Consider the following 20,025-nt stretch of genomic DNA (forward strand, 5'->3'; position numbering starts at 1 on the left):
GACGTTTTATGTAGAGTTAAGATCATTCGACTGCGCGGTGAATTCAATTCGCTCCAAAACAAAAAGGGCCGTCCTTCGTCATCTGCGATGACTTGGGACGGCCCTGCTTCGTGCTATTTTTTCGCTACATATTTGCGGATATCGAATGCGACCGCTGCAACGATGATTACACCTTTAACGATCAGCTGCCAGTACGGGTCGATGCCCACGTACGTCAAGCCGTAGTTGATGACGGAGAAGATCACGACACCGGCCATAACGCCTGGAACCGTACCGATACCGCCCGCAGTGGATACGCCGCCGACGACGCATGCCGCGATGGCGTCAAGCTCATACATGTTACCGTAGTTGTTCGTCGCGCCGCCCGTACGAGCTGCCTCGAGAACGCCTGCCAGACCATACAGTGCGCCAGCGATCATGTAGATGTACATGATGTTGCGGGATACGCGGATACCGGATACGTTCGCCGCTTGGATGTTGCCGCCGATGGCGTACATGTTTTTGCCCAATTGCGTCTTGTTGAAGATGACCCATACGATCGCCGCAACGACGATAGCGATGATGACGATGTAAGGAATCGAATACGTGCCGTCCGAACCGATGTAGCCTGTTCCGAGGTTCGTGAAGTCCGAACGCAGACCGCCGATTGGCTGGGAGTTATTCGGATCAATGTCGAAGTACATGGAGTTCAGACCGTATACCGCAACCATGGTGCCGAGCGTGGCGATGAATGGCGGTACGTTAAGCTTCGCTACGATGAAGCCGTTAAGCAATCCGATAAGAAGACCGACGATAATCGCGAGCAGGATCGGGATGATCATGTTGATCTGGCCCATGTCCGGGAAGAAACGGTTCGCGTATGTCTCCATCTGGAGCATGGAAGCGGAGATAACCGCCGTAATACCGACGATCCGGCCTGCGGACAAGTCCGTACCGCCTGTGATGAGGATGAAAGCCATACCAAGTGCGATAATCGCACGTGTCGACGATTGGACCAGAATATCACGAAGCGTTGTAATCGCGATAAAGGTTGGATCATAGACTGCGATTGCTACTACGAGCAGGATCAGAACGATGTAAATCGCATTCTGGGACGAGAAACGTTTAATACTTGCTGCGTTCATGCTACTATTTCCTCCTTCGATCAGCCGCGTTGGGCTGCTAGCCGCATAATATCTTCTTCAGTTGCCGTTTTGCCATCGACGATGCCTGTCATACGGCCTTCACACATAACCATAATCCGGTCGGACATTCCCATTAGCTCGGGCATTTCCGAGGAGATCATAATGATGCTCTTGCCCTGCTTGGCAAGCTCAGTCATGAACGTGTAAATTTCATACTTCGCGCCAACGTCGATTCCGCGCGTCGGCTCGTCGAGCATCAGAATATCCGGGTCGGTCAAGATCCAGCGAGCGAGCAGTACCTTCTGCTGGTTACCGCCGGAGAGATTCTTGATCGGCGTATCGATCGTCGGTGTCTTCGTGCGGAACCGCTTCACGTTATCCTCTGCGTCCTGGCGCATCTTGCCGTCGCTCAGGAGTCCGACGCTGTTGCGATATCGCGGCAAGCTTGCAATCGCGGTGTTTTCCTTAATCGAGAGGACGGGGAAAATCCCTGTCACGCGCCGCTCTTCCGTCAGCAGCGCGATTTTATGCTTCTTCGCTTCAACCGGCGACTTGATCTTCACTTCTTTGCCGTTGATCGTGATCTTGCCTGAAGCAACGCCGCGAAGGCCGAACAAAGCTTCGATGAGCTCGGTACGCTGGGAGCCGACAAGGCCGCCGACGCCGAGAATCTCGCCTTTCTTCAATTCGAAGGATACATCCTTGAAGGAATGCCCTTGCGTCGAAGTCAAGTTCTCCACCTTCAGCAGCGTGTCGCCCGGCACGTTCAGACGCTCCGGGAAACGCTCCTTCAGCTCACGGCCGACCATCCGGGAGATGATCAGGTCCATCGTCATCTCGGACGATGGCCAAGTGCCGATCAGTTTGCCGTCGCGCATGATGGTGATGTCATCGGAGATACGAAGAATTTCTTCCATTTTGTGCGAGATATAAATGATCGCAACGCCACGCGCACGCAGCTTGTTGATGATTTTGAACAGCTGCTCGACCTCATTGCCCGTGAGCGACGAAGTTGGCTCGTCCATGACGATAACCTTTGCGCGGTGCGATACGGCTTTGGCGATTTCAATGGATTGCACGTTCGATACGGAGAGATCTCCGACCTTGGTATGAGGGTCCATATTCATTTCAAGCTCGGCGAGCACGGCTTTCGTCTCGGCAAGCATCTTTTTCTCATCAATGAATCGAATAGGGCCGAATTTTTTGAGCGGAAAACGCCCAAGCCATAAATTCTCCATGACATTCCGGTGCGGCACCGGGTGAAGCTCCTGGTGAATCATCGAGACGCCGTAGTTGATCGCGTCCTTGGAATTCGTAATATTGGCCTTCTGGCCTTCAATGATAATCTCGCCTTCGTCCGGCGTGTAAATCCCGAACAGACACTTCATCAGCGTAGATTTACCCGCGCCGTTCTCGCCCATTAGCGCGTGAACCGTGCCGGGACGCAACTTTAGCGTCACATTATCGAGCGCCTTAACGCCCGGAAACGACTTGGAAATGTGATTCATCTCTAGGATGAACGGGGTGTTCGCCACTTTCATACGCCTCCTGTACCATAAAACCTTAAGGTATAGAAAAAGCAAGGGGGCAAGCTAAGCTAAGTTGCTCCCTTGCTTTTATCTATCCGTTCAAAACGGGGGATTGCAAATTATTGAGCGTCAGCAATGTTGTCTTTTGTGATTTTCTTGTATGGGATCCAGACATACTTGCCGTCTGTGATGTCATAGCCTGTGTTTTCTTTAGAAGGCGTTTCGCCTTTGCCAAGAACCGCTGCAAGCGTAACTGTTGCTTTACCTTGGTTCTTCGCGTCGTTCAGAACCGTACCGAGCAGCGTTCCGTCTTGCAGAGCTTGCAGAGCCGGAGCCGTTGCGTCAACGCCTACAACCGGCACGTATTTGTCGCCTGTGAAGTAGCCAGCGGCTTTCAGTGCTTCTACAGCGCCGAGAGCCATGTCGTCGTTGTTCGCGAATACGGCTTCGATTTTGTCGCCGTGAGCGGCAAGGAAAGCAGCCATTTTCTCTTGGCCTTTAACGCGGTCCCACATTGCTGTGTCTTCTTCCAGTTTCTCAACCGGAATGCCAGCGTCTTCTACGGCTTTAACGGAGAACTTCGTGCGAAGCTCGGCGTCTTGGTGTCCCGGCTCGCCTTTAAGCATAACGTATTGCAGTTTGCCGTCGCCGTTCTTATCCGCCGTCGGGTTTGCTTTCCAATAGTCAACGATCAGCTGGCCGGAAATTGTGCCGGACTCTTCAGCTTTAGCGCCTACGTAGTAAACTTTATCCCATTTGTTCATGTCGTCAGCCATCGGCTCACGGTTCAAGAATACGATTGGCACGTCTTTCGCTTTTGCTTTGTCGATCAGGACGCCTGCAGCTGTACGGTCAACCGTGTTGATCGCCAGTGCGTCGTATTTTTTGTTAAGGAAGAGGTCAACTTTATCGTTCTGTGTCGGTTGGGAGTTCTGAGAGTCAACGACGTCAACTTCAGCAACGCCATTCGCTGCATCAGTGATCGCTGCGCGAACGCCGGACATGAAAGTATCGTCGAATTTGTAGATTGCTACGCCGACCTTAGGAAGATCGCCGCCACCGCCGTTGTTAGCAGCGCCAGTGTTGTTACCTTCATTGTTGTTGCTTCCGCAGCCTGCCAGTGCGCCAACGATCAAAGCGCTAGCGGCAAGAACGGCTGTCATTTTTGTCTTTTTCAAGAAAAACAACCTCCCTTAAAATCGTTCAACTCATGCTTACGTTGGATAGTGTTCCAATCGCTTGCTGAATTTATTATGCCCGATTCGAGGGAGGTTGCGAATTCAATATTCTCATGTTTTCTATGAAAATTCTCATCTGTTTTTAAGGTTATTTTAATGTCGAATGTTGTCTGAATTTATCGAATAGTATCGCTAATTACTTAACGAAGGGGAATAACAGCTTCTGATTGTCCATCCAGAACATGTTCTCGCGGTCTATGACTTTGGACGGAATCTCGACGCGGCGCGGGATCTGATCGCCATCGATCGCCTCCACCGCATGCTTCACGCCGAGATAGCCCATACTGAACGGATTCTGCACGATCGTCGCCTCCAGCACGCCATCTTGCAGCTGCTCCAGCTGCTCGTGCGCGCTCTCGAAAGCGACCACCTGCACCCGCTCCTCTTCGCCGCGCCGAACGAGTTCTCGTCCAGCTCCGATCGCCGCTTCCGCATCTAGGGCTACGATCCCATCGACCAAGGTAGCATTCATTAACGATTGCACCACTTGCTCGCACGCCTCGATGCCGGATAAGCAGTAGCGGTTGTCCAGCACCGTCACGAAAGATTCCGGCTTGAACGCGTCCAGGATGCCGCGCATCCGCAGTTCCATATTCCGGTCGTCCTTCACGGAGCTTAAGATGACGACTTGCCCCTGCTTGCTCATCATCTCCGCGATCTGCTCGCCGGCCTTCTTGCCGGCCTCGTAATTATCGACTCCGATGAAGGTCCGAACGGATGGCGCCTCGATATCCGTATCGATCGCGATGACGGGGATCCGCGCGCTAACGACGGTCTTAGCCATCTCGACATCGTCGGCGGCTGCGACGATAAGCGCCTTGGATTTTCCCTTGAGCGACTTCGTGACCAGCGCTTGCTGCCCTGAGATATCGTCGCTGTCCGCCGGCGCCTCGACGACCAGGCTGAGGCCGAACTCCTTGGCGGCCGCCTCGGCCCCCATCGTTACCGTCTGCCAGAAATCGCTTTGCGTCTCTCGCAGCACGAGGGTGATCACCGGTTTCTGGCTGTCCTTGGCAGCGAGGTCGACCCGCTCCTCCGAATCGCCCGATCCGAACAACGAATAGAAAATACCTAGTATTGCGATAACGGCAATGATCACGAGCAAGCCGTACGCGAACTTCTCCATCCGGCTCATCTTAAACGTCCACCTCTTTCTTATCGCCCGTACCGATCCTTCTTGGAATCTCGATGGTCACGGTCGTCCCTTCCTCCAGCTCGCTCTCGTAAGTCAGGCCATATTCCTCGCCGTAGTACAGCCGGATTCGCTCGCGCACATTATGCACGCCAACCCCGGACCCCGAGCTGACCGGCATCGCGCCCGATCCCGAACCCGATCCTTGGAGGATCGGCTCCGAAGTGCCGACGGCCTGGCCGCTGTTCAGCTTCTGCAGCGTCTTCTCGTCGATGCCGAGGCCATTGTCTTTAATGGTGAAGCGGACACGCTCCCCGATCAACTGCGCGCGCACCTCAATATAGCCCTCATCCACCATCCGCTCGATGCCGTGCACGATTGCGTTCTCGATAATCGGCTGGAGGATCAGCTTGAGCGTGCGGAACCCGAGCACCTCGTCATCCGCCTCCAGGGTGAAGTGGAACTTGTTCTTGAAGCGGATCTCCTGAATCGTTAGATAGTTGCGGGCATGCTCCAGCTCTTCCTTCACCGTAATAATCGCCTGCCCTTTGCCCAGACTGATCCGGAACAACTTCGACAGCGACGTGATCGTCTTGACGATCTCCTCATTCTTGCTCATTCCGACCATGCGAACGACCGAATTAAGCGTGTTGTACAGAAAATGCGGGTTGATCTGGGCCTGAAGCACCTCCAGCTCATACTTGCGCTTGGCCTCCTGCTCGGCGACGATCTGATTCATCAGCTGCTTGATCGTCCCCATCATCATGTTGTAGCGCTGGGAGAGCCGCTCGACCTCCAGCGCGCCGCGAATCGTGACGGGCGTGCCGAATTCGCCCCGTTCGACCGACTTCATCGCTTTCTCCAACTGCTTAATGGGCCTCGATATCCGTGCGGACATAAAGGCGGAGATGATCAGTACGAGCAGCAGTACGAGCAGCAGAATCCGGACGATATAATCGCCTACTTCCTGTTTGCTCGTCATCACCTCATCCATGTAGGAGACGCCGACGACCTTCCACCCGATGTTATTGACGGTCTTGATCGTAATCAGTCGGTCCTCGCCGGTCGAATCGTCCATATAGGAGCCGTAGGCATATTTGAGCGCCTGCTCCACGTTCTCGTACTTTAGTCCAATGTAGATCAGCTGCTGCTGCGGGTGATAGACGATATTGCCGGCCGAATCGTCGATGATGTAAACATAGCCTTTTTGACCCAGGCTGACGCGTTGGCTCAGTTCGTCGATCTGCTTGAAGTTGACGTCGACGAGCAGCACCGCGTTCTGCGTCACGCCGTTCTGCTTGATCGTGATGCCCTTGCTCATCGAGACGACCCAGCGGTAGGAGCCGTGGTAAATATTCTGGATATGGGGCAGCGAGAAACTTAAGTGGCCCGGCGTATCCGTCGCGCTCTTGAACCAGCTCTGATCCGTCAGCCGCATCGAGTTTCGCACCTGCTGGCGCGGCATGCTCTCGATCAGCTCGCCCTGCTCGGTGAACAGCGCGAGCGAGACGATGTCCTCTCTGGTACGCAGGATCGCCTTCAGTTCGCTTGCGACCGTATCGCTCTGCGCCCCGCCTCCGGCTTGAATGGTCTGATCGATGACGCGGAATACGTCGGTAATGCTGCGCACGTAATCCTCGAGATTATAACTCACCTGCTCGACGATCTGCTGGGTGCTTAAGATGGCGCTCTGCTCCTCCGTCTGCGAGAATTTATCGTAGAGAAGAAGGCCGAACATCGCGATGACGGCGACGGAGAACAACGAGAAGGACACCGTTAGAATAAATTGAATGCTGCTGCGCATCGCGTATTATTCCTCTTGCGACTTGTTGCGGTATTCTTTGGGCGAGATGCCCACCTGCTTCTTGAAGCAGAAGCTGAAGTAATTCGGGTCCGAGAAGCCGACGCGCTCGGCGATCTCGAACGCCTTCAGTTCGGTCGTCCTGAGCAGCTCCTTCGCCGCTTCCATCCGGATATTCATCAAGTAAGCGACGAAGGTGAGCTTCGTTTCTTTTTTGAACACGCTGCTGAAGTACCCCGCGCTAATATGCAGATGGCTGCACACCTGGTTCACCGATATATTGCTGTCCGTATAGTTGGCCTTCGTAAAATCGATCGCTTGCTGAACGAGCTGCTTATACGAGTGTTGGCGGCTGCTCGAGATCGTCTGCGCCAGCTTCGTGCACAAGCTGATGAACCGTTCGCGCGTCGCGGCAAGCGATTCCTGCTGCTCGATCTCGGCGAAGATCCGGCCGCTGCCGCCGAAGAGCGCCTCCAGATCGGCATCCGCATCCTTGGCCGCCTTCAGCACCGCGGTCAGCATCTCGATGACATAGACCTGGTAGTCCTTATAGGACGCCTCGGTACGAACAATCTCATCGAACAGCTCATTGACCACCTGGCGCACTTCTTCGGATGTGCCCACCTTCAGACAGCGGACGAGTTCCTGTTCCTTCAGCTCGTCGAAACGAAGACGGTTGACGAACCGGCGCTCGACATCCCCGATATAAATGATCCGGTTACTGCCCTCGAGTACCCGGTAATCCAGCGCCTGCAGCGCTCCTTCATAGCCGTCCTTCAGCTCGGCCAGCTTCGATACAGGCTCGCCGACGCCGATCGTAATCGACAGCTTCAAGAAGCGGTCAATCTGCGCAATCGCATCCTGCAGCACCGTAAGCGTCTCCTTCAGCAGTCCTATAGGATCGGCCTCCGACGAAATGGCGATCAGGACCAGATGGTCCTGGTGAATAAAGACGCGTCCTAGCCCCTGCTTGCTCCACAGCTCCTCGGCAATATTGAGGACGGCGAATAATTGGAGGTCCAGATCGCCCGACGCCCGCAGCGAACTGACGCGCCTTGCTTCCGAAGCGCCATCCTCGCTGCCGGCCGAATCATCGAACTGTTGGAGACTTGCGACCGAGACGATATAGCTGGCTCCTTCGAGGGTCAGCCCATACGTCCGGGCCTTCTCCGCGATCTGGCTGTGCGGCAGCTTGCGGGACAGCAGCGATGCAAGGAACGTCTCGCGCAACACCGGCAGGCTCGTCCGGTAATGTTCCCGCAGCAGCTCCATATCCTCGCGTCTTGCAATCTCCGCCTCGATCCGCGCCCGCACTTTATCGAGCGTCTGCGTAATCTGTTCCCCATCGAAGGGCTTGAGCACATATTCTTCCACTTCGAGCTTGATGGCGCGCTGCGCGTACTCGAATTCATCGAATCCCGACAGCAGCACGATCCGCGTATTCGGATATTCCCGGCGGATCCATTCGGACAGCGCAAGGCCGTCCATGAACGGCATGCTAATATCCGTCAGCACGACGTCCGGGGTAAGCCGTTCGACCAGCTCCATCGCCTCGCGCCCGTTCTCGGCCGTATCTACGACCGTGAAGCCGTGCGCCTCCCAGTCGATCTCGTGCAGCAGCCCTTCACGCACGTCAATCTCATCATCGACAAGCAATAGCTTGTACATCTATAGCTCCTCCTTAACACGGGGAGTTCCCCCTGTTCGCGAATACAATCTTCATCGTTGCATCATTCCTAAAACATGACTCATTATACCGGAAGTGGGAAGCGTTACAAACCATGAGGATAACTAGCTTCCTAACGCGGCAAAAAAAACCGCATGAAAGGTTGTTCACCTTTCCATGCGGCTTCGGTCACGCCCCGCTTACTTCACCATCCATACGCGCATCAGCGAGAACAGCTGGTTCATATCAATCGGCTTGCTGATATAGTCGGATGCGCCGGCTGCAAGGCACAGCTCCCTGTCCTGCCTCATCGCTTTGGCGGTCAGCGCGATAATCGGCAGCGAGGCGAACTTCGGATTCGAGCGAATCGCCCGCGTCGCCTCATAGCCATCCACGACCGGCATCATAATATCCATAATGATAAGTTCGATGTCTTCATGACTGCGAAGCTGATCCAGACACTCCTGCCCGTCATGCGCGGCGATGACCTCCATGCCCGCTTGCTCGAGCGCGTTCGTCAGCGCGAAAACGTTGCGGATATCGTCGTCGACCAACATCACTTTCCGGCCTCTGAACGTTTCCTCATGCGGCAGCCCAGGCAATTCTGCAGATGATTGGCCGAAGCGTGTGCGTGCCATGATCGCCGTTGTGTCCAGCGCAGCGTCTGCAGCTGCCGCCTGCAGACGCATTAATCCATTCTCCTCGGCGAGCCCTTTATTTGCCGCGGCTCCTTCTTGGAGCGATGGAAGATAGAGCGTGAACGAAGAGCCTTCCCCTTCCCGGCTCTCGACCGTCAGGTAGCCTCTGAGCAGCCGGGTCAATTCCCTCGAGATCGACAAACCGAGACCGGTGCCGCCATATTTGCGATTCGTCGTCCCGTCCGCTTGGCGGAATGGCTCGAAGATCATCTGCAGCTTCTCCGGCGGTATGCCGATGCCGGTATCCTTCACTTCCATAACGAGCGCAACCGGGTCTTTCATCACATCCGCAGCCGCTTGGTCCATTGCCGGATCGAAGCCGCGCAGCGTCATGACGACTTGGCCTCGCTCGGTAAATTTGAACGCATTGGACAGCAAGTTCTTCAGAATTTGATAGACCCGCTGCTCCGCGCTGAAGATCCAGTCCGGCGTGTTCGCCTCCCGTTCGATCGCAAAGGCAAGCCCCTTCTTCTCCGCCAGCTGCCCGAATTGATGCCGCATCACGACCGGGAGCTCCGTCGTATCCATCCGATCGATATGAATGTCGAGCTGCCCGGCCTCCACCTTGGATAAATCCAGAATGTCGTTGATGAGGAGCAGCAGATCCTCCCCTGCTCCATGAATGACTTTGGCGTATTCCTGCTCCTCCATACTGAGCGTCTGATTCGGGTTCTCCGCGAGCATCTGCGACAAGATGAGCATGCTGTTCAGCGGCGTCCGCAGTTCATGCGACATGTTCGCCAGGAACTCCGACTTGTACTGCGAGCTGCGGGCAAGCTCCGCCGCATAAGATTCCAGCTCGACCTGCGTTTGCGCGAGCGCCTTGGATTTCTCCTCGGCAAAATACCCCCGCTCCGCCAGCTGCTCATTCGTAATTCGAAGCTCCTCCTGCTGCGTCTGCATTTCTTCCATCATCGTCTGCGACTCGCGCAGCAGCCTTTCGATCTCCATTCGGCTCTCGACGCTATTAATGGTCACCCCGAACGTCTCGGCGACTCGCACGATGAGCTTGCGCGCCAGCTCCGTGAAGGGCTTGAAGGAAGCGAGCTCCATGACCGCCACCGTCTCGCCTTCGAATACAATCGGCACGATCAGAATGCTCTGCGGCGCCGAACTTCCGAGCGCCGAGCGGATGTGCAGGTGGGTCTGCTGCATCCCCTCCAAGCTGAATATCCGCTGATCTGCCGCGCATTGGCCGACAAGCCCTTCGCCGAGGCGGATGGCCGGCACGCCGAGCTCTGCCTCTACGACGGCGTAGGAAGCCAGACGCACCAGCGTCTTCCTCCGCTGATCCTGCCCTTTGATGTAGAGTACCGCGCAATAGGCCTCGGTATGTTCCGCTATATCCCGGATGAAGGAGGCGCCTAACTTCTCCATGTCCGTTATGCCCTGATGACGGCCGACCAACTTGGCCAAGCTCGACTCCAGCCATTCGCTGTCCGCCCGATTGGCGATCAGCAGATTCGTTGCGTCCCCGAGATCGCGGATCTCATCGTCCGTCCGGACTTCGATCCGTCTGTTGCCGGCGCTGTCCGAGACGGCGATCTCCCGAATCGCCTGCTCAACCTCGCGAATCGTACGCACAATGGCGCGCGAGATCGCTATCCCGACGAATACCGCCACCGCTACGATAAGGAGCACAATAACGCCAAGCGACCAGCGCAGATAGGTCCCCTGCTGATTGAGCTCTTCGGCGCGGGTCTGCGCGAGCGACTTCTCGACCGCTCGGAACTCGTCGAATTGCTCGCGGATTTCATCCACGTGCGCCTTGCCGATATCGCTCTGGAAGAACTCGCGCAGCTCCTCCTCCTTGCCTGCTTGCTTAAGCTCAATCGTCGGCTCTCCCGCAGTCGCAATCCATTCGAGAATGGAAGCGCGTATCGTCTCGAGCCGCTGCAGCTGCGAAGGATTATCGGCCACCAGGTCAGCAAGCGTGGCGTAATCCTCCTCCCACTTGGCATGGCCTTCGGTATAGGGGGGCAAGTAGCTGCTATCCCCGGTAATGATATAGCCCCGCTGCGCCGTCTCCATATCAAACAGTGCTTTCTCGATGCTGCTGGTGACCTCCTGCAGGATGAAATCATGCTCGGTAATAAACTTGATTTCCTTCTGCTGGTCGCTCAGCCTTCCTCCGATCACGACAATGGACATAAGCAAACATAGAATGACGACAATATACCCGGTTAAGATTTTGGTCTGGATTCCGAAACGTACACGCTTTCGCATGGTTCTCCCCTTGCCCGCAAAATGGATTAGTACATAATGTATCTGAATTATACTACAGGGCGGGAGAAAGCTGCCATGGCAACCGAAATGCCGGTGAGTGCCGTATTCCCCGTCTTACGTATGTGCACGCCAACCCATCAGCCAGGTCGAGCGTTCACGTTAATATCACGGGCCCCTGATCCGTAATGGCAACCGTATGCTCATATTGGGCCGACCACTTCCCGTCGAAGCTTCGCGCCGTCCAGCCATCGGCGTCGACATTCACATAGGGAAGGCCGAGCGTCAGGATCGGCTCTATCGTCAGCACCATCCCGCTGCGCAGCCGTTTGCCCGTGCCTGCCCGGCCGCTATGCATCACCTGCGGCGACTCGTGCAGCTGCCGGCCGATGCCGTGCCCGACGAAGCTTTCGACGACCGTAAGTCCCGCCTGCTCCGCCGCAGCCTGCACCGCATGGCCGATATCGCCGAGCCTGCGGCCAGGCGCGGCCTGCGCAATGCCGGCATAGAGCGCCTGCTTCGCGCCTGCCATGAGGCGCGCCGCCTCCGGGGAAGGCGTGCCTACCGCATAGGTCCAGGCGGAATCGGCCATCCAGCCGTCTTTCTCCGCGACCATATCGATCGTGACCATATCGCCCGCCCGCAGCGGCTGCTCAGTGGGAAATCCGTGGCAGAACACGTCATTGACCGAGGCGCAGGTCGCATAGCGGTAGCCCCGGTACCCTTTTTGCGCCGGCCGCGCGCCGTGCTGCTGCATGAAGCCTTCGACGAAAGCGTCGATCTCGGCTGTCGTGACGCCGGGGCGAATGCGCCGGGCAATCTCTTTGTGGCAGGCGGCCACGATCGCGCCTGCTTTGCGGATCAGGCGGATCTCCTCTGCATTTTTCATAGTGATGCCTCCCCTTGGCCCCTCCTCGGAGGGGAGATAGGGGCTGTCGCCCCTTCGACCCCGGATAGTTGTGAGGGGCTGCTGCCCCTTGGACCCCGCTAGTTTTTGAGGGGCTGCGCCCCTAAGACCTTTGCTTTCTCCCTCGCCCCTTCCCCCTCCGCCGAGGGGAACAAAGGGCCACGGCCCTCTTGACACCCGTAATTGGCGTGACTCGGCACGCGGCCGTCTTCGATGTGTCCTTTCGTTGTGGGTCCGCTTTTGTCCCACTGTCGGGGACAAAGCTCTTCGTTCGAACTTCGTTCTTTACGTTGTGCCTTGGGGAGGTGACCTCCACGTAGTGCGTTATGCATATCAGAGTGCTGGCCTTCGCTTGCGTCCGCCTTGCGGACACGCTTTACGCTTTCGAGCTAAGCCCGCTTTTGTCCCACTGTCGGGGACAAAGCTCTTCTTTCGAGCTTCGTTCGTTACGTTGTGCCTTGGGGAGGTGACCTCTGCGTAGCACGTAATGCGCATCACCATGTTGGCCTTCGCTTGCGTCCGCTTCGCGGACCACTTTACGTTTTTGTAAAGCTTAAAAACAGGTACAAAAAAGCCCTGTCCACATCGGGACAAGGCTTATATTTAACCGTTTTAACTTACAGAGGAGCGGAGTCTCCCCATCTCATGTTCGACCAGCATCGTCAGCTCGTCCTCGTACCCTCCGGTGATCCGATACTTGCGGCAGTAGTCCTTCACGAATTTACGCGAATCCTTAGGTTGAAAAATTCTCGTTAGTTCCCTCAGGCTTTCCTTGACTTCATTATGGCTTCGTTTCGCCATGAAATCCCCTCCCAATCATCGGATGGCGGTCCTTGCAACATGTACGAGAGCTCTCTGTCTGAAATGTAGACGCCTCTTATGGTCCAAGATGTAAGAACTAGCCGGTTGATCCAGGCGACTTCATGCAGAAACAATTTTCTTATTTGTCAGTTAATTATAACATTTATAAAGAGAGATTGAAAAGCGAACATCATCTATATTTTCCTTTAAGATCATTTTTTGTCGATTTTAGTCGAAACACTAACTTCCTCCGCAGCCGGATCTTCCGGCGGAAACACGGATAATGGCGTTGCTTGTTCGTTGGAGCGGGGGGCTGACCACGTGCTATTCTTGTACATACGCAGGTATGCAAACACGCCGATGATGGCGACGAGCACGCCAAACAAGATAACTACGGTCGTAATCCACGAGCTAACCATGATCGTCCCTCCCCCTTCTCCACCCATTTTTCCAGTTATAGGCTAAGTATAGGGGAAAGGGAGAACGCTTTCAACGTGGTGGACCTGCTGCTACAAAATTGTAACATTGTAACATTCCGATTACTCATCGCTTACATTCCAAGGTCTCGCTACCACGCCGCTTTACCGGTTGTCCTCCTCCTTATCGCTGCCCGGTTCTTCCGCCGGGGGCTTCAAGTTTGCAGACGTCTCCTCCTTCAATTTGCGGTGCAGCACCTTCCCGATCATGGACATCGGCAGCTCGTCACGGTATTCATACGCATGCGGCACCTTGAAGGCAGCGAGCCGTTCCCGGCACCAAAGGTCCAGCTGCGCAGCCGATACTTGCCGCCCCTGCGCAAGGACGATGAACGCCTTCACCGTCTCCCCGCGGTAAGGGTCATGAACGCCGATGACGGCGGCCTCACGAACGGCCGGGTGCTCATACAGCACCTCCTCGATCTCCCGCGGATAAATGTTGAAGCCGCCTGCAATGATGACATCCTTCTGTCGTCCGACAATGACAAAATAGCCTTCCTCGTCCATCGTCGCCAAGTCCCCCGTCTGCAGCCACCCGTCCCGCAGCACCTCGGCCGTCGCTTCGGGACGTTCCCAATAGCCGGCCATCACCTGCGGTCCGCGTACGAGCAGTTCGCCTACTTCGCCGCTCGGGAGCGTCTCGCCGGTTTGCCGGTCCACGACTTTGGCGTCCGTGCCAGGCAGCGGCAGCCCGATCGTGCCGGTCTTGCGGCGGCCCCAGAGCGGGTTCGCGTGCGTAACCGGGGAAGCCTCGGTCAAGCCGTAGCCTTCGATCAGCTTCCCGCCCGTCAGCTCCTCGAAGCGCTGCTGCACCTCAAGGGGCAACGGAGCGGCCCCGCTGACGCATGCTTGGATCGACGATAAATCATATTTATGCGCGTTCGGCGCATTCATGATCGCAACGTACATGGTCGGAGCGCCCGGGAATACGGTCGGCCGATGTTTGCGAATCGACTCCAATACCATATCCGGCACGAAACGCGGCAGCAGGAGAAGCAGTCCCCCGCGGAGGACCGCCTGATTCATTAATACCGTCAAACCGAACACATGAAACAGGGGGAGCGCGGCGAGGAACCGTTCCTTGCCGTCTTGAAGGCGGTTACACCATGCGGCATTCTGCTTCGTGTTGGCGATCAAGTTCCGGTGCGTGAGCATAACGCCTTTCGCCTGCCCCGTCGTTCCGCCCGTATATTGGAGCAGCGCCAAATCGGAAGACGGTTCGACGTCAACCTGCGCGAACGTCTTCCCGGAGCGCATGAACCGCTTATAGGATACGAGGCCATTTTGTCCGTACGCGATCTTCGGCGGCTTCATGGCCCCGGTCTGCTTCAGCGGATAGAGGATATTTTTCGGAAAAGGAAGCGCGTCCTGAATCGAAGTCACGATGACCCGCTTCAACTGCGGAAGGGGCCCCTCTTCCGGAACTTCGCCCCTCACCTTCGCCAACCGCGGGTAAAGCACGTCAAGGAGGATGATCGCGCAGGCACCGCTGTCCTTAAGCTGGTGGGCGAGCTCGCGCTCAACGTAGAGCGGATTGGTCATCACGACGACGGCCCCGGCCATCAGCGCGCCGAAATACGCGATGACGGTCTGCGGACAGTTCGGCAGCATGACGGCGACGCGGTCTCCCTTACCGATCCCGGAAGCCTGCAGAGCGGCCGCCATCGCGGTCGCCGCTCGCTGCAGCTCACGGTACGTCGTCGTCTTGCCGAAAAACTCAAGCGCGCCATGATCCGGAAATACCGTAGCAGAATGCTGCAGCAGATCATGGACGGCGATATCCGGGATCTCGACATCCGCTTCGATATCAAGCGGATAGTGCTTGTGCCAAGGACGTTCAAAGCGCTGCGCCTCTTCCATTGCTTGGGTCGCCTCCCTCTTCCTCTTGCAAGTCAGATCATATAGCTGCCGCTGCGCACGACCGCGGCCGCAATGCCCCGCTTCAGGCCGACCGTATCGGTCAGCGGCGCGCGCATCAGCTTCCGCAGAATGCCCAGCTGCGCATTGAGCGCCTCTCCGCTTGCCAGGGCGGCAAGCGCCGTCTTCGCTTCGCGCTCGATTTGTTCCATCGTCTCGTGGACGAATACAGCCGTCATATCGATTGCAAGCTGCGCCTGCGAGGCCTCCGCCGGCGTGCGCTGCAGCATTTTGCGCGTACGGAGGGCCGCGCTTTCCATCGCGTAGATGTGAATCATCATATCCGCCAGCAGGCTGAGCACCTCCTGCTGCTGCTCGAGGCTCAGGCCATACTTCTGAATGGCGAGTCCGCCGACCGCAAGGAACGTCTTCTTCGCTTGCCCGATCCGGTAACTCTCCTTCTCCAGCGGCGCGTCGAATGCGGGCAGCGGCATCGGCTGCATCAGCTCGTGCTGGAGGGCGCGCGCCTTGCGGAGCAGCGGCAGATCGCCGCGCAGCGCTTTTTTCATCAGCATGCCTGGAATGAGCATCCGATTGATCTCGTTCGTCCCTTCGAAAATCCGGTTAATGCGCACATCCCGGTAAATCCGGTCCACCTGATTACCCTCGATATACCCGTAGCCGCCATGAATCTGCAGCGCTTCATCCGCCATGCGGTCGAGCAGCTCGGTGGCGAATACTTTGTTAATCGAGCATTCCAGCGCGTATTCGCTGATCGCTTCCGCCGCTCGGGCACCAGATGCCTTGGCATCCGCCGCCTCCTGGCCTCCGCCCGGGCTAAGCAGATCATCGATCCAACCCGCTGTACGGTAGACCATGCTCTCCATCACGTATGCGGCGATATTCATGTCCGCAAGCTTCGCCCCGATCAGCGGGAAGGCCGAGATCACGCGCCCGAATTGCTTGCGCGTATTCGCGTAACGCGCCGACAGCGCAACGAGCTCCTTGGCCCCGCCGACGCAGCTTGCTGCGAGCTTGAACCGGCCGATGTTCAGGATGTTGAACGCGATCGTATGCCCTCTGCCCACCTCGCCAAGCACGTTGGCGATCGGCACCGGCGTCTCGTCGAAGTACAGCGGACAGGTCGAAGTCCCTTTAAGGCCCAGCTTCTTCTCTTCCGGCCCGATCGTGAACCCCGGCATGCCCCGCTCGACGATAAATGCGGTAAAGTCGTCGCCGTCGACCTTCGCATAGACGATGAACACATCCGCGAAGCCCGCGTTAGTGATGAAAACCTTCGATCCGCTCAGCATGTAATGCTGGCCGTCGGGCGACAGCCTCGCCCTCGTCTTCACGCTCATCGCGTCCGAGCCTGCCCCGGGCTCCGTCAAGCAATAAGCGGCGAACCGCTTGCCTTGCGCCAGATCCGGCAAGTATCGCTGCTTCTGCTCCTCCGAGCCGAAATACACGATAGGCAGCGTCCCGATCCCAGCATGGGCGGCGATCGTGATGGCCAGGGAACCGGCTTCCGCGATCGACTCCGCCAGCAGTGCCGAGCTGATCAGATCCAGTCCCAAGCCGCCGTAACGTTCCGGCACGTCTGCCGCCAGCAAGCCCAAACCGCCGGCTTTGTCTAACAGCTCCAACGTCAGCTCATAATTCACGGTATCGAGCTGCTCTTTGCGGGGGCGCACCTCACCCGCGATGAAAGCTGCCGCCGCCTGGCCTAGCAGCCGCTGTTCCTCCGTGAAATCCTCTGGGGTCGCCATCGCCTCCGGAGGCAAATCTGCGGCGACGAACCGTCCGCCCCATCGATTGTGTCCGCTGCTCATCATATGGATCGCTCCTTTCTTGCCTAGCTGTCACACCTCTCCATAGCCAAAAACGCTAACGAACAACAATTCGGCCACATCCCTTGTTTTCACGGGAAGGACTTGCTTCTGCCGGGATACGCCTTGCTCCAGCATCGCCAGGCAGAACGGGCAGGACGATGCGATAACCGTCGGTTCCGCCGCCAGCGCCTCCGCGGTCCGGGCTTCATTCATCGGAATTCCGGTCCGGGGTTCGCTCCACATGAGCCCCCCGCCTGCCCCGCAGCACAAGCTGCGGCTGCGGTTATGTTCCATCTCGATCAGCTTCACGCCAGACATCGCGCGCAACAGATCGCGCGGCGCCTTGTACTCATCGTTATAGCGCCCGAGATAGCAGGCATCGTGATAGACGACGCGTTCCTCGACCCGCCAGGCAAGGCGAAGGCTGCCCGTCTTGACGAGCCGGGCCAGCAGCGTCAGATGATGCTCGACCACGATATTCGGGTCAAGGCCGAAGTCCCGGTACTCCTGTTTCATCACATGGTACGTATGCGGGCAGATCATAACGAGATGCTTCACGCCATACTTGTGCAGCGTATCGATATTCTCCTTGCACAGCGATTGAAACAGCAACTCATCCCCCATGCGCCGCGCCGTATCCCCCGAGCTGCGCTCCTCCCCGCCCATCACGGCAAAGGGGACCTTCGCTTCCTGCAGCAGCCGGAGCACCGCGAAGAGTACCTTGGCGCTACGCGGGTCATAAGCGCCCATCGTCCCCGCCCATACGACGAGCGCCGGCAGCGGCTCGCCGCGCAAACGGGCTGCCTGGACGCTGAGCAGCGGTCTACCCGTCGCGCTTTCGTACTGAGCGATCCAGGCGCTGCGCCCTAGCTTCGGCAGTCCCCACGGATTGCCGTATCGCTCGATTCGCGCCAGCGTCTGCTGCGGCCCGGGCGGAACGGTCCCTTCCGTCAGCGCCTGCCCTCTGCGCAGCGCCGTCACCAGCTTCGACGGTTCGACGTGAACCGGGCAATGCGCGTCGCAGCTGCCGCAGGTCGTGCAGGCCCACAGCTCGTCATCCGTAATTACTTCGCCGATCAGCTCCACATCCAGAGGCGAGCGGCCAGACACCGGCGACCACCCGTTGCGCTGCGCTGCCGCGGTCGGTTCGGTCGACGTTCCACGTCCTCCTGATCCCGGGACCCACAGCGGCAGCGCGCGCCTCATCACATGCGCGCCGCTTGAATGAGCTGACTGATCGGCGGCCACCCATGACGTTGTCCTGGGGTTGACCGCCGCGCTTTTCTCCATGAGATGGACGCGCAGCTTCGCGACCAGATGCATCGGCGACAGCAGCTTGCCTGTAAGCGACGAAGGACATACGGCCGTGCATATTCCGCATGTGATGCAAGCATGCAGCTCGAGCAGCTCGCTGCGCTCGAACTGCTCGATCGCGCGCACGCCCAGCGGACCTTCCATGTCCTCTTCCAGCGCTAGCGGCTGCAGCGCACGCCTCGGCTCGCCTCGCTTATGCCCTATCAGCAGCGGCAGGACGATCAGCTGCTGCATCCGCTGCCGCGGCACCAGAATGAGCAGCGCAAGCAGTCCCGCATCTTGCAGCAGACGCAAGGTTCCCCCGACGGTGCTCGTCATGGCTTCGCTTAGCGCCAGCCTCCCAAGGGCAGCGGCGAGGAAACCCGTCAACGTGTAATCCGTGGGCGTTATCGGATCAGGAAGGGACGGGACAGCCTGCTCCTCGGCAAGGAACGACTCCGTCTGCGGCAGCCATTGCTCCCTTATGGTCAAGAGCGTCTTCCACATCAGAAGCTCATCGAACCGCGCAGGCTCCTCTTTGGCCGGCAGCCAATCTGCTGTTGCGTATTCCTTCCTATTCGAGTCCCATAGCTCGGCAAGACTTGTTATCGCAGACCTTTGAATTGGGGCGGGACTTCCCGTCCCCTCTCCTTGCGCGGCGGCATGAACGCCAAGCGAATCTGTGGTATAGAGGCTCGCGGCCGCAGCTTCGGAACGAGCGCCGCTCTGCTCGAGCCGTTTATCGAAAGCGATGACCAACAGGACGATCAGCAGCCACAGCCCGAGCAGGAAGGGCCGCCTTCCATCCGGATCCCGCCTCTTGTGCCGTACTCGCAGTTCCCTCCCCGCCGCCAGTCGAATCGTAACCGCCAATAGCCAACAACCGATGAGGACGCCCCCCGCTTCCTGCAGCAGGCGCAGCAACCGCAGCTCGTCAGGGGAGGCCAACTGAACGCCAAGCAGCTGTCCTTGCCCTAGAAACAACCCGAGGGAAAGAAGGAGACCGCAGCAGGCCAGCAGCAGATAGGCAAGACCCGTACGCCAGTGGCGCCGTTGCATAAGGCGGCGGATCCGAACGCCTGCCGGCTCTTGCTTCCCTTGGGAATTGGGCTTACCGCGCACGCTGCCGCCCTTCGGCTTCCGCTTGCCCTGTCCAGTTCCTCCTTGCTTGCCATGCCCCTTGGCGAGATGTCTCGGGATCCCGGCAGCTGAAGCGCCATAGCGAAGTCCGGTTCGTTGCGCAGCAGGCCTGCCTGCATGAACGGGGAACGAGGCAGGAGAACTTCGTCCCATGCGGATCGAACGCGCCGCCTCCCTTGCAGCCATCGCTCCTTTCCCTAACGTAATGGCAACAGCCAACAGCAGCAGGAGGATATGCATCGCATCCCACGGGTGCTCGGCCAATATAGATAGAAGCTGCCTCATAAAATGCCCTCCTTCATCAGCCT

The 20,025-nt window shown here is 57.6% G+C and carries 13 protein-coding genes; all 13 read right to left on the minus strand.

What is annotated here, in order from left to right; all coding sequences use genetic code 11:
• Positions 1-113 precede the first annotated feature (113 nt).
• Positions 114-1,124, minus strand: coding sequence for a galactose/methyl galactoside ABC transporter permease MglC (mglC, locus tag FHS18_RS23230; RefSeq protein ID WP_183602764.1), 1,011 nt, complete (start codon positions 1,122-1,124; stop codon positions 114-116).
• Between the two features lie 20 nt (positions 1,125-1,144).
• On the minus strand, positions 1,145-2,665 hold the full coding sequence (locus FHS18_RS23235) for a sugar ABC transporter ATP-binding protein (protein WP_183602765.1): 1,521 nt from the start codon (positions 2,663-2,665) through the stop codon (positions 1,145-1,147).
• 107 nt (positions 2,666-2,772) lie between these two features.
• Positions 2,773-3,816, minus strand: a complete 1,044-nt coding sequence (locus tag FHS18_RS23240) for a galactose ABC transporter substrate-binding protein (protein ID WP_183602808.1) — start codon at positions 3,814-3,816, stop codon at positions 2,773-2,775.
• Between the two features lie 211 nt (positions 3,817-4,027).
• Positions 4,028-5,026 (minus strand): substrate-binding domain-containing protein, encoded by a 999-nt coding sequence (locus FHS18_RS23245; RefSeq protein ID WP_183602766.1) that lies wholly within the window; start codon positions 5,024-5,026, stop codon positions 4,028-4,030.
• Between the two features lies 1 nt (position 5,027).
• Entirely contained in the window at positions 5,028-6,827 is a 1,800-nt protein-coding gene (locus tag FHS18_RS23250; RefSeq protein ID WP_183602767.1) for a cache domain-containing sensor histidine kinase, read from the minus strand.
• Positions 6,828-6,833: 6 nt separating this feature from the next.
• Positions 6,834-8,492 carry a response regulator transcription factor gene (locus tag FHS18_RS23255; RefSeq protein ID WP_183602768.1) on the minus strand — a complete coding sequence of 553 codons (1,659 nt, stop codon included), beginning with the start codon at positions 8,490-8,492 and terminating at the stop codon, positions 6,834-6,836.
• 198 nt (positions 8,493-8,690) lie between these two features.
• On the minus strand, positions 8,691-11,414 hold the full coding sequence (locus FHS18_RS23260; protein ID WP_183602769.1) for a CHASE3 domain-containing protein: 2,724 nt from the start codon (positions 11,412-11,414) through the stop codon (positions 8,691-8,693).
• A gap of 154 nt (positions 11,415-11,568) precedes the next feature.
• A complete protein-coding gene (map, locus tag FHS18_RS23265; RefSeq protein WP_183602770.1) occupies positions 11,569-12,300 on the minus strand; it encodes a type I methionyl aminopeptidase in 732 nt (243 codons plus the stop codon).
• A gap of 630 nt (positions 12,301-12,930) precedes the next feature.
• Positions 12,931-13,119, minus strand: coding sequence for a hypothetical protein (locus FHS18_RS23270; RefSeq protein ID WP_183602771.1), 189 nt, complete (start codon positions 13,117-13,119; stop codon positions 12,931-12,933).
• A gap of 212 nt (positions 13,120-13,331) precedes the next feature.
• The gene (locus FHS18_RS23275; RefSeq protein ID WP_183602772.1) at positions 13,332-13,538 is read right to left on the minus strand and encodes a hypothetical protein; all 207 of its coding nucleotides are present in this window, start codon (positions 13,536-13,538) and stop codon (positions 13,332-13,334) included.
• Positions 13,539-13,700: 162 nt separating this feature from the next.
• Positions 13,701-15,455 carry a long-chain-fatty-acid--CoA ligase gene (locus FHS18_RS23280; RefSeq protein ID WP_183602773.1) on the minus strand — a complete coding sequence of 585 codons (1,755 nt, stop codon included), beginning with the start codon at positions 15,453-15,455 and terminating at the stop codon, positions 13,701-13,703.
• 32 nt (positions 15,456-15,487) lie between these two features.
• A complete protein-coding gene (locus tag FHS18_RS23285; RefSeq protein ID WP_183602809.1) occupies positions 15,488-17,284 on the minus strand; it encodes an acyl-CoA dehydrogenase family protein in 1,797 nt (598 codons plus the stop codon).
• Between the two features lie 30 nt (positions 17,285-17,314).
• Positions 17,315-20,002, minus strand: a complete 2,688-nt coding sequence (locus FHS18_RS23290) for a (Fe-S)-binding protein (RefSeq protein WP_183602774.1) — start codon at positions 20,000-20,002, stop codon at positions 17,315-17,317.
• Positions 20,003-20,025 lie beyond the last annotated feature (23 nt).

Origin of the sequence: Paenibacillus phyllosphaerae, from assembly GCF_014192105.1 — a bacterium.
Taxonomy (GTDB): domain Bacteria; phylum Bacillota; class Bacilli; order Paenibacillales; family Paenibacillaceae; genus Paenibacillus_Z; species Paenibacillus_Z phyllosphaerae.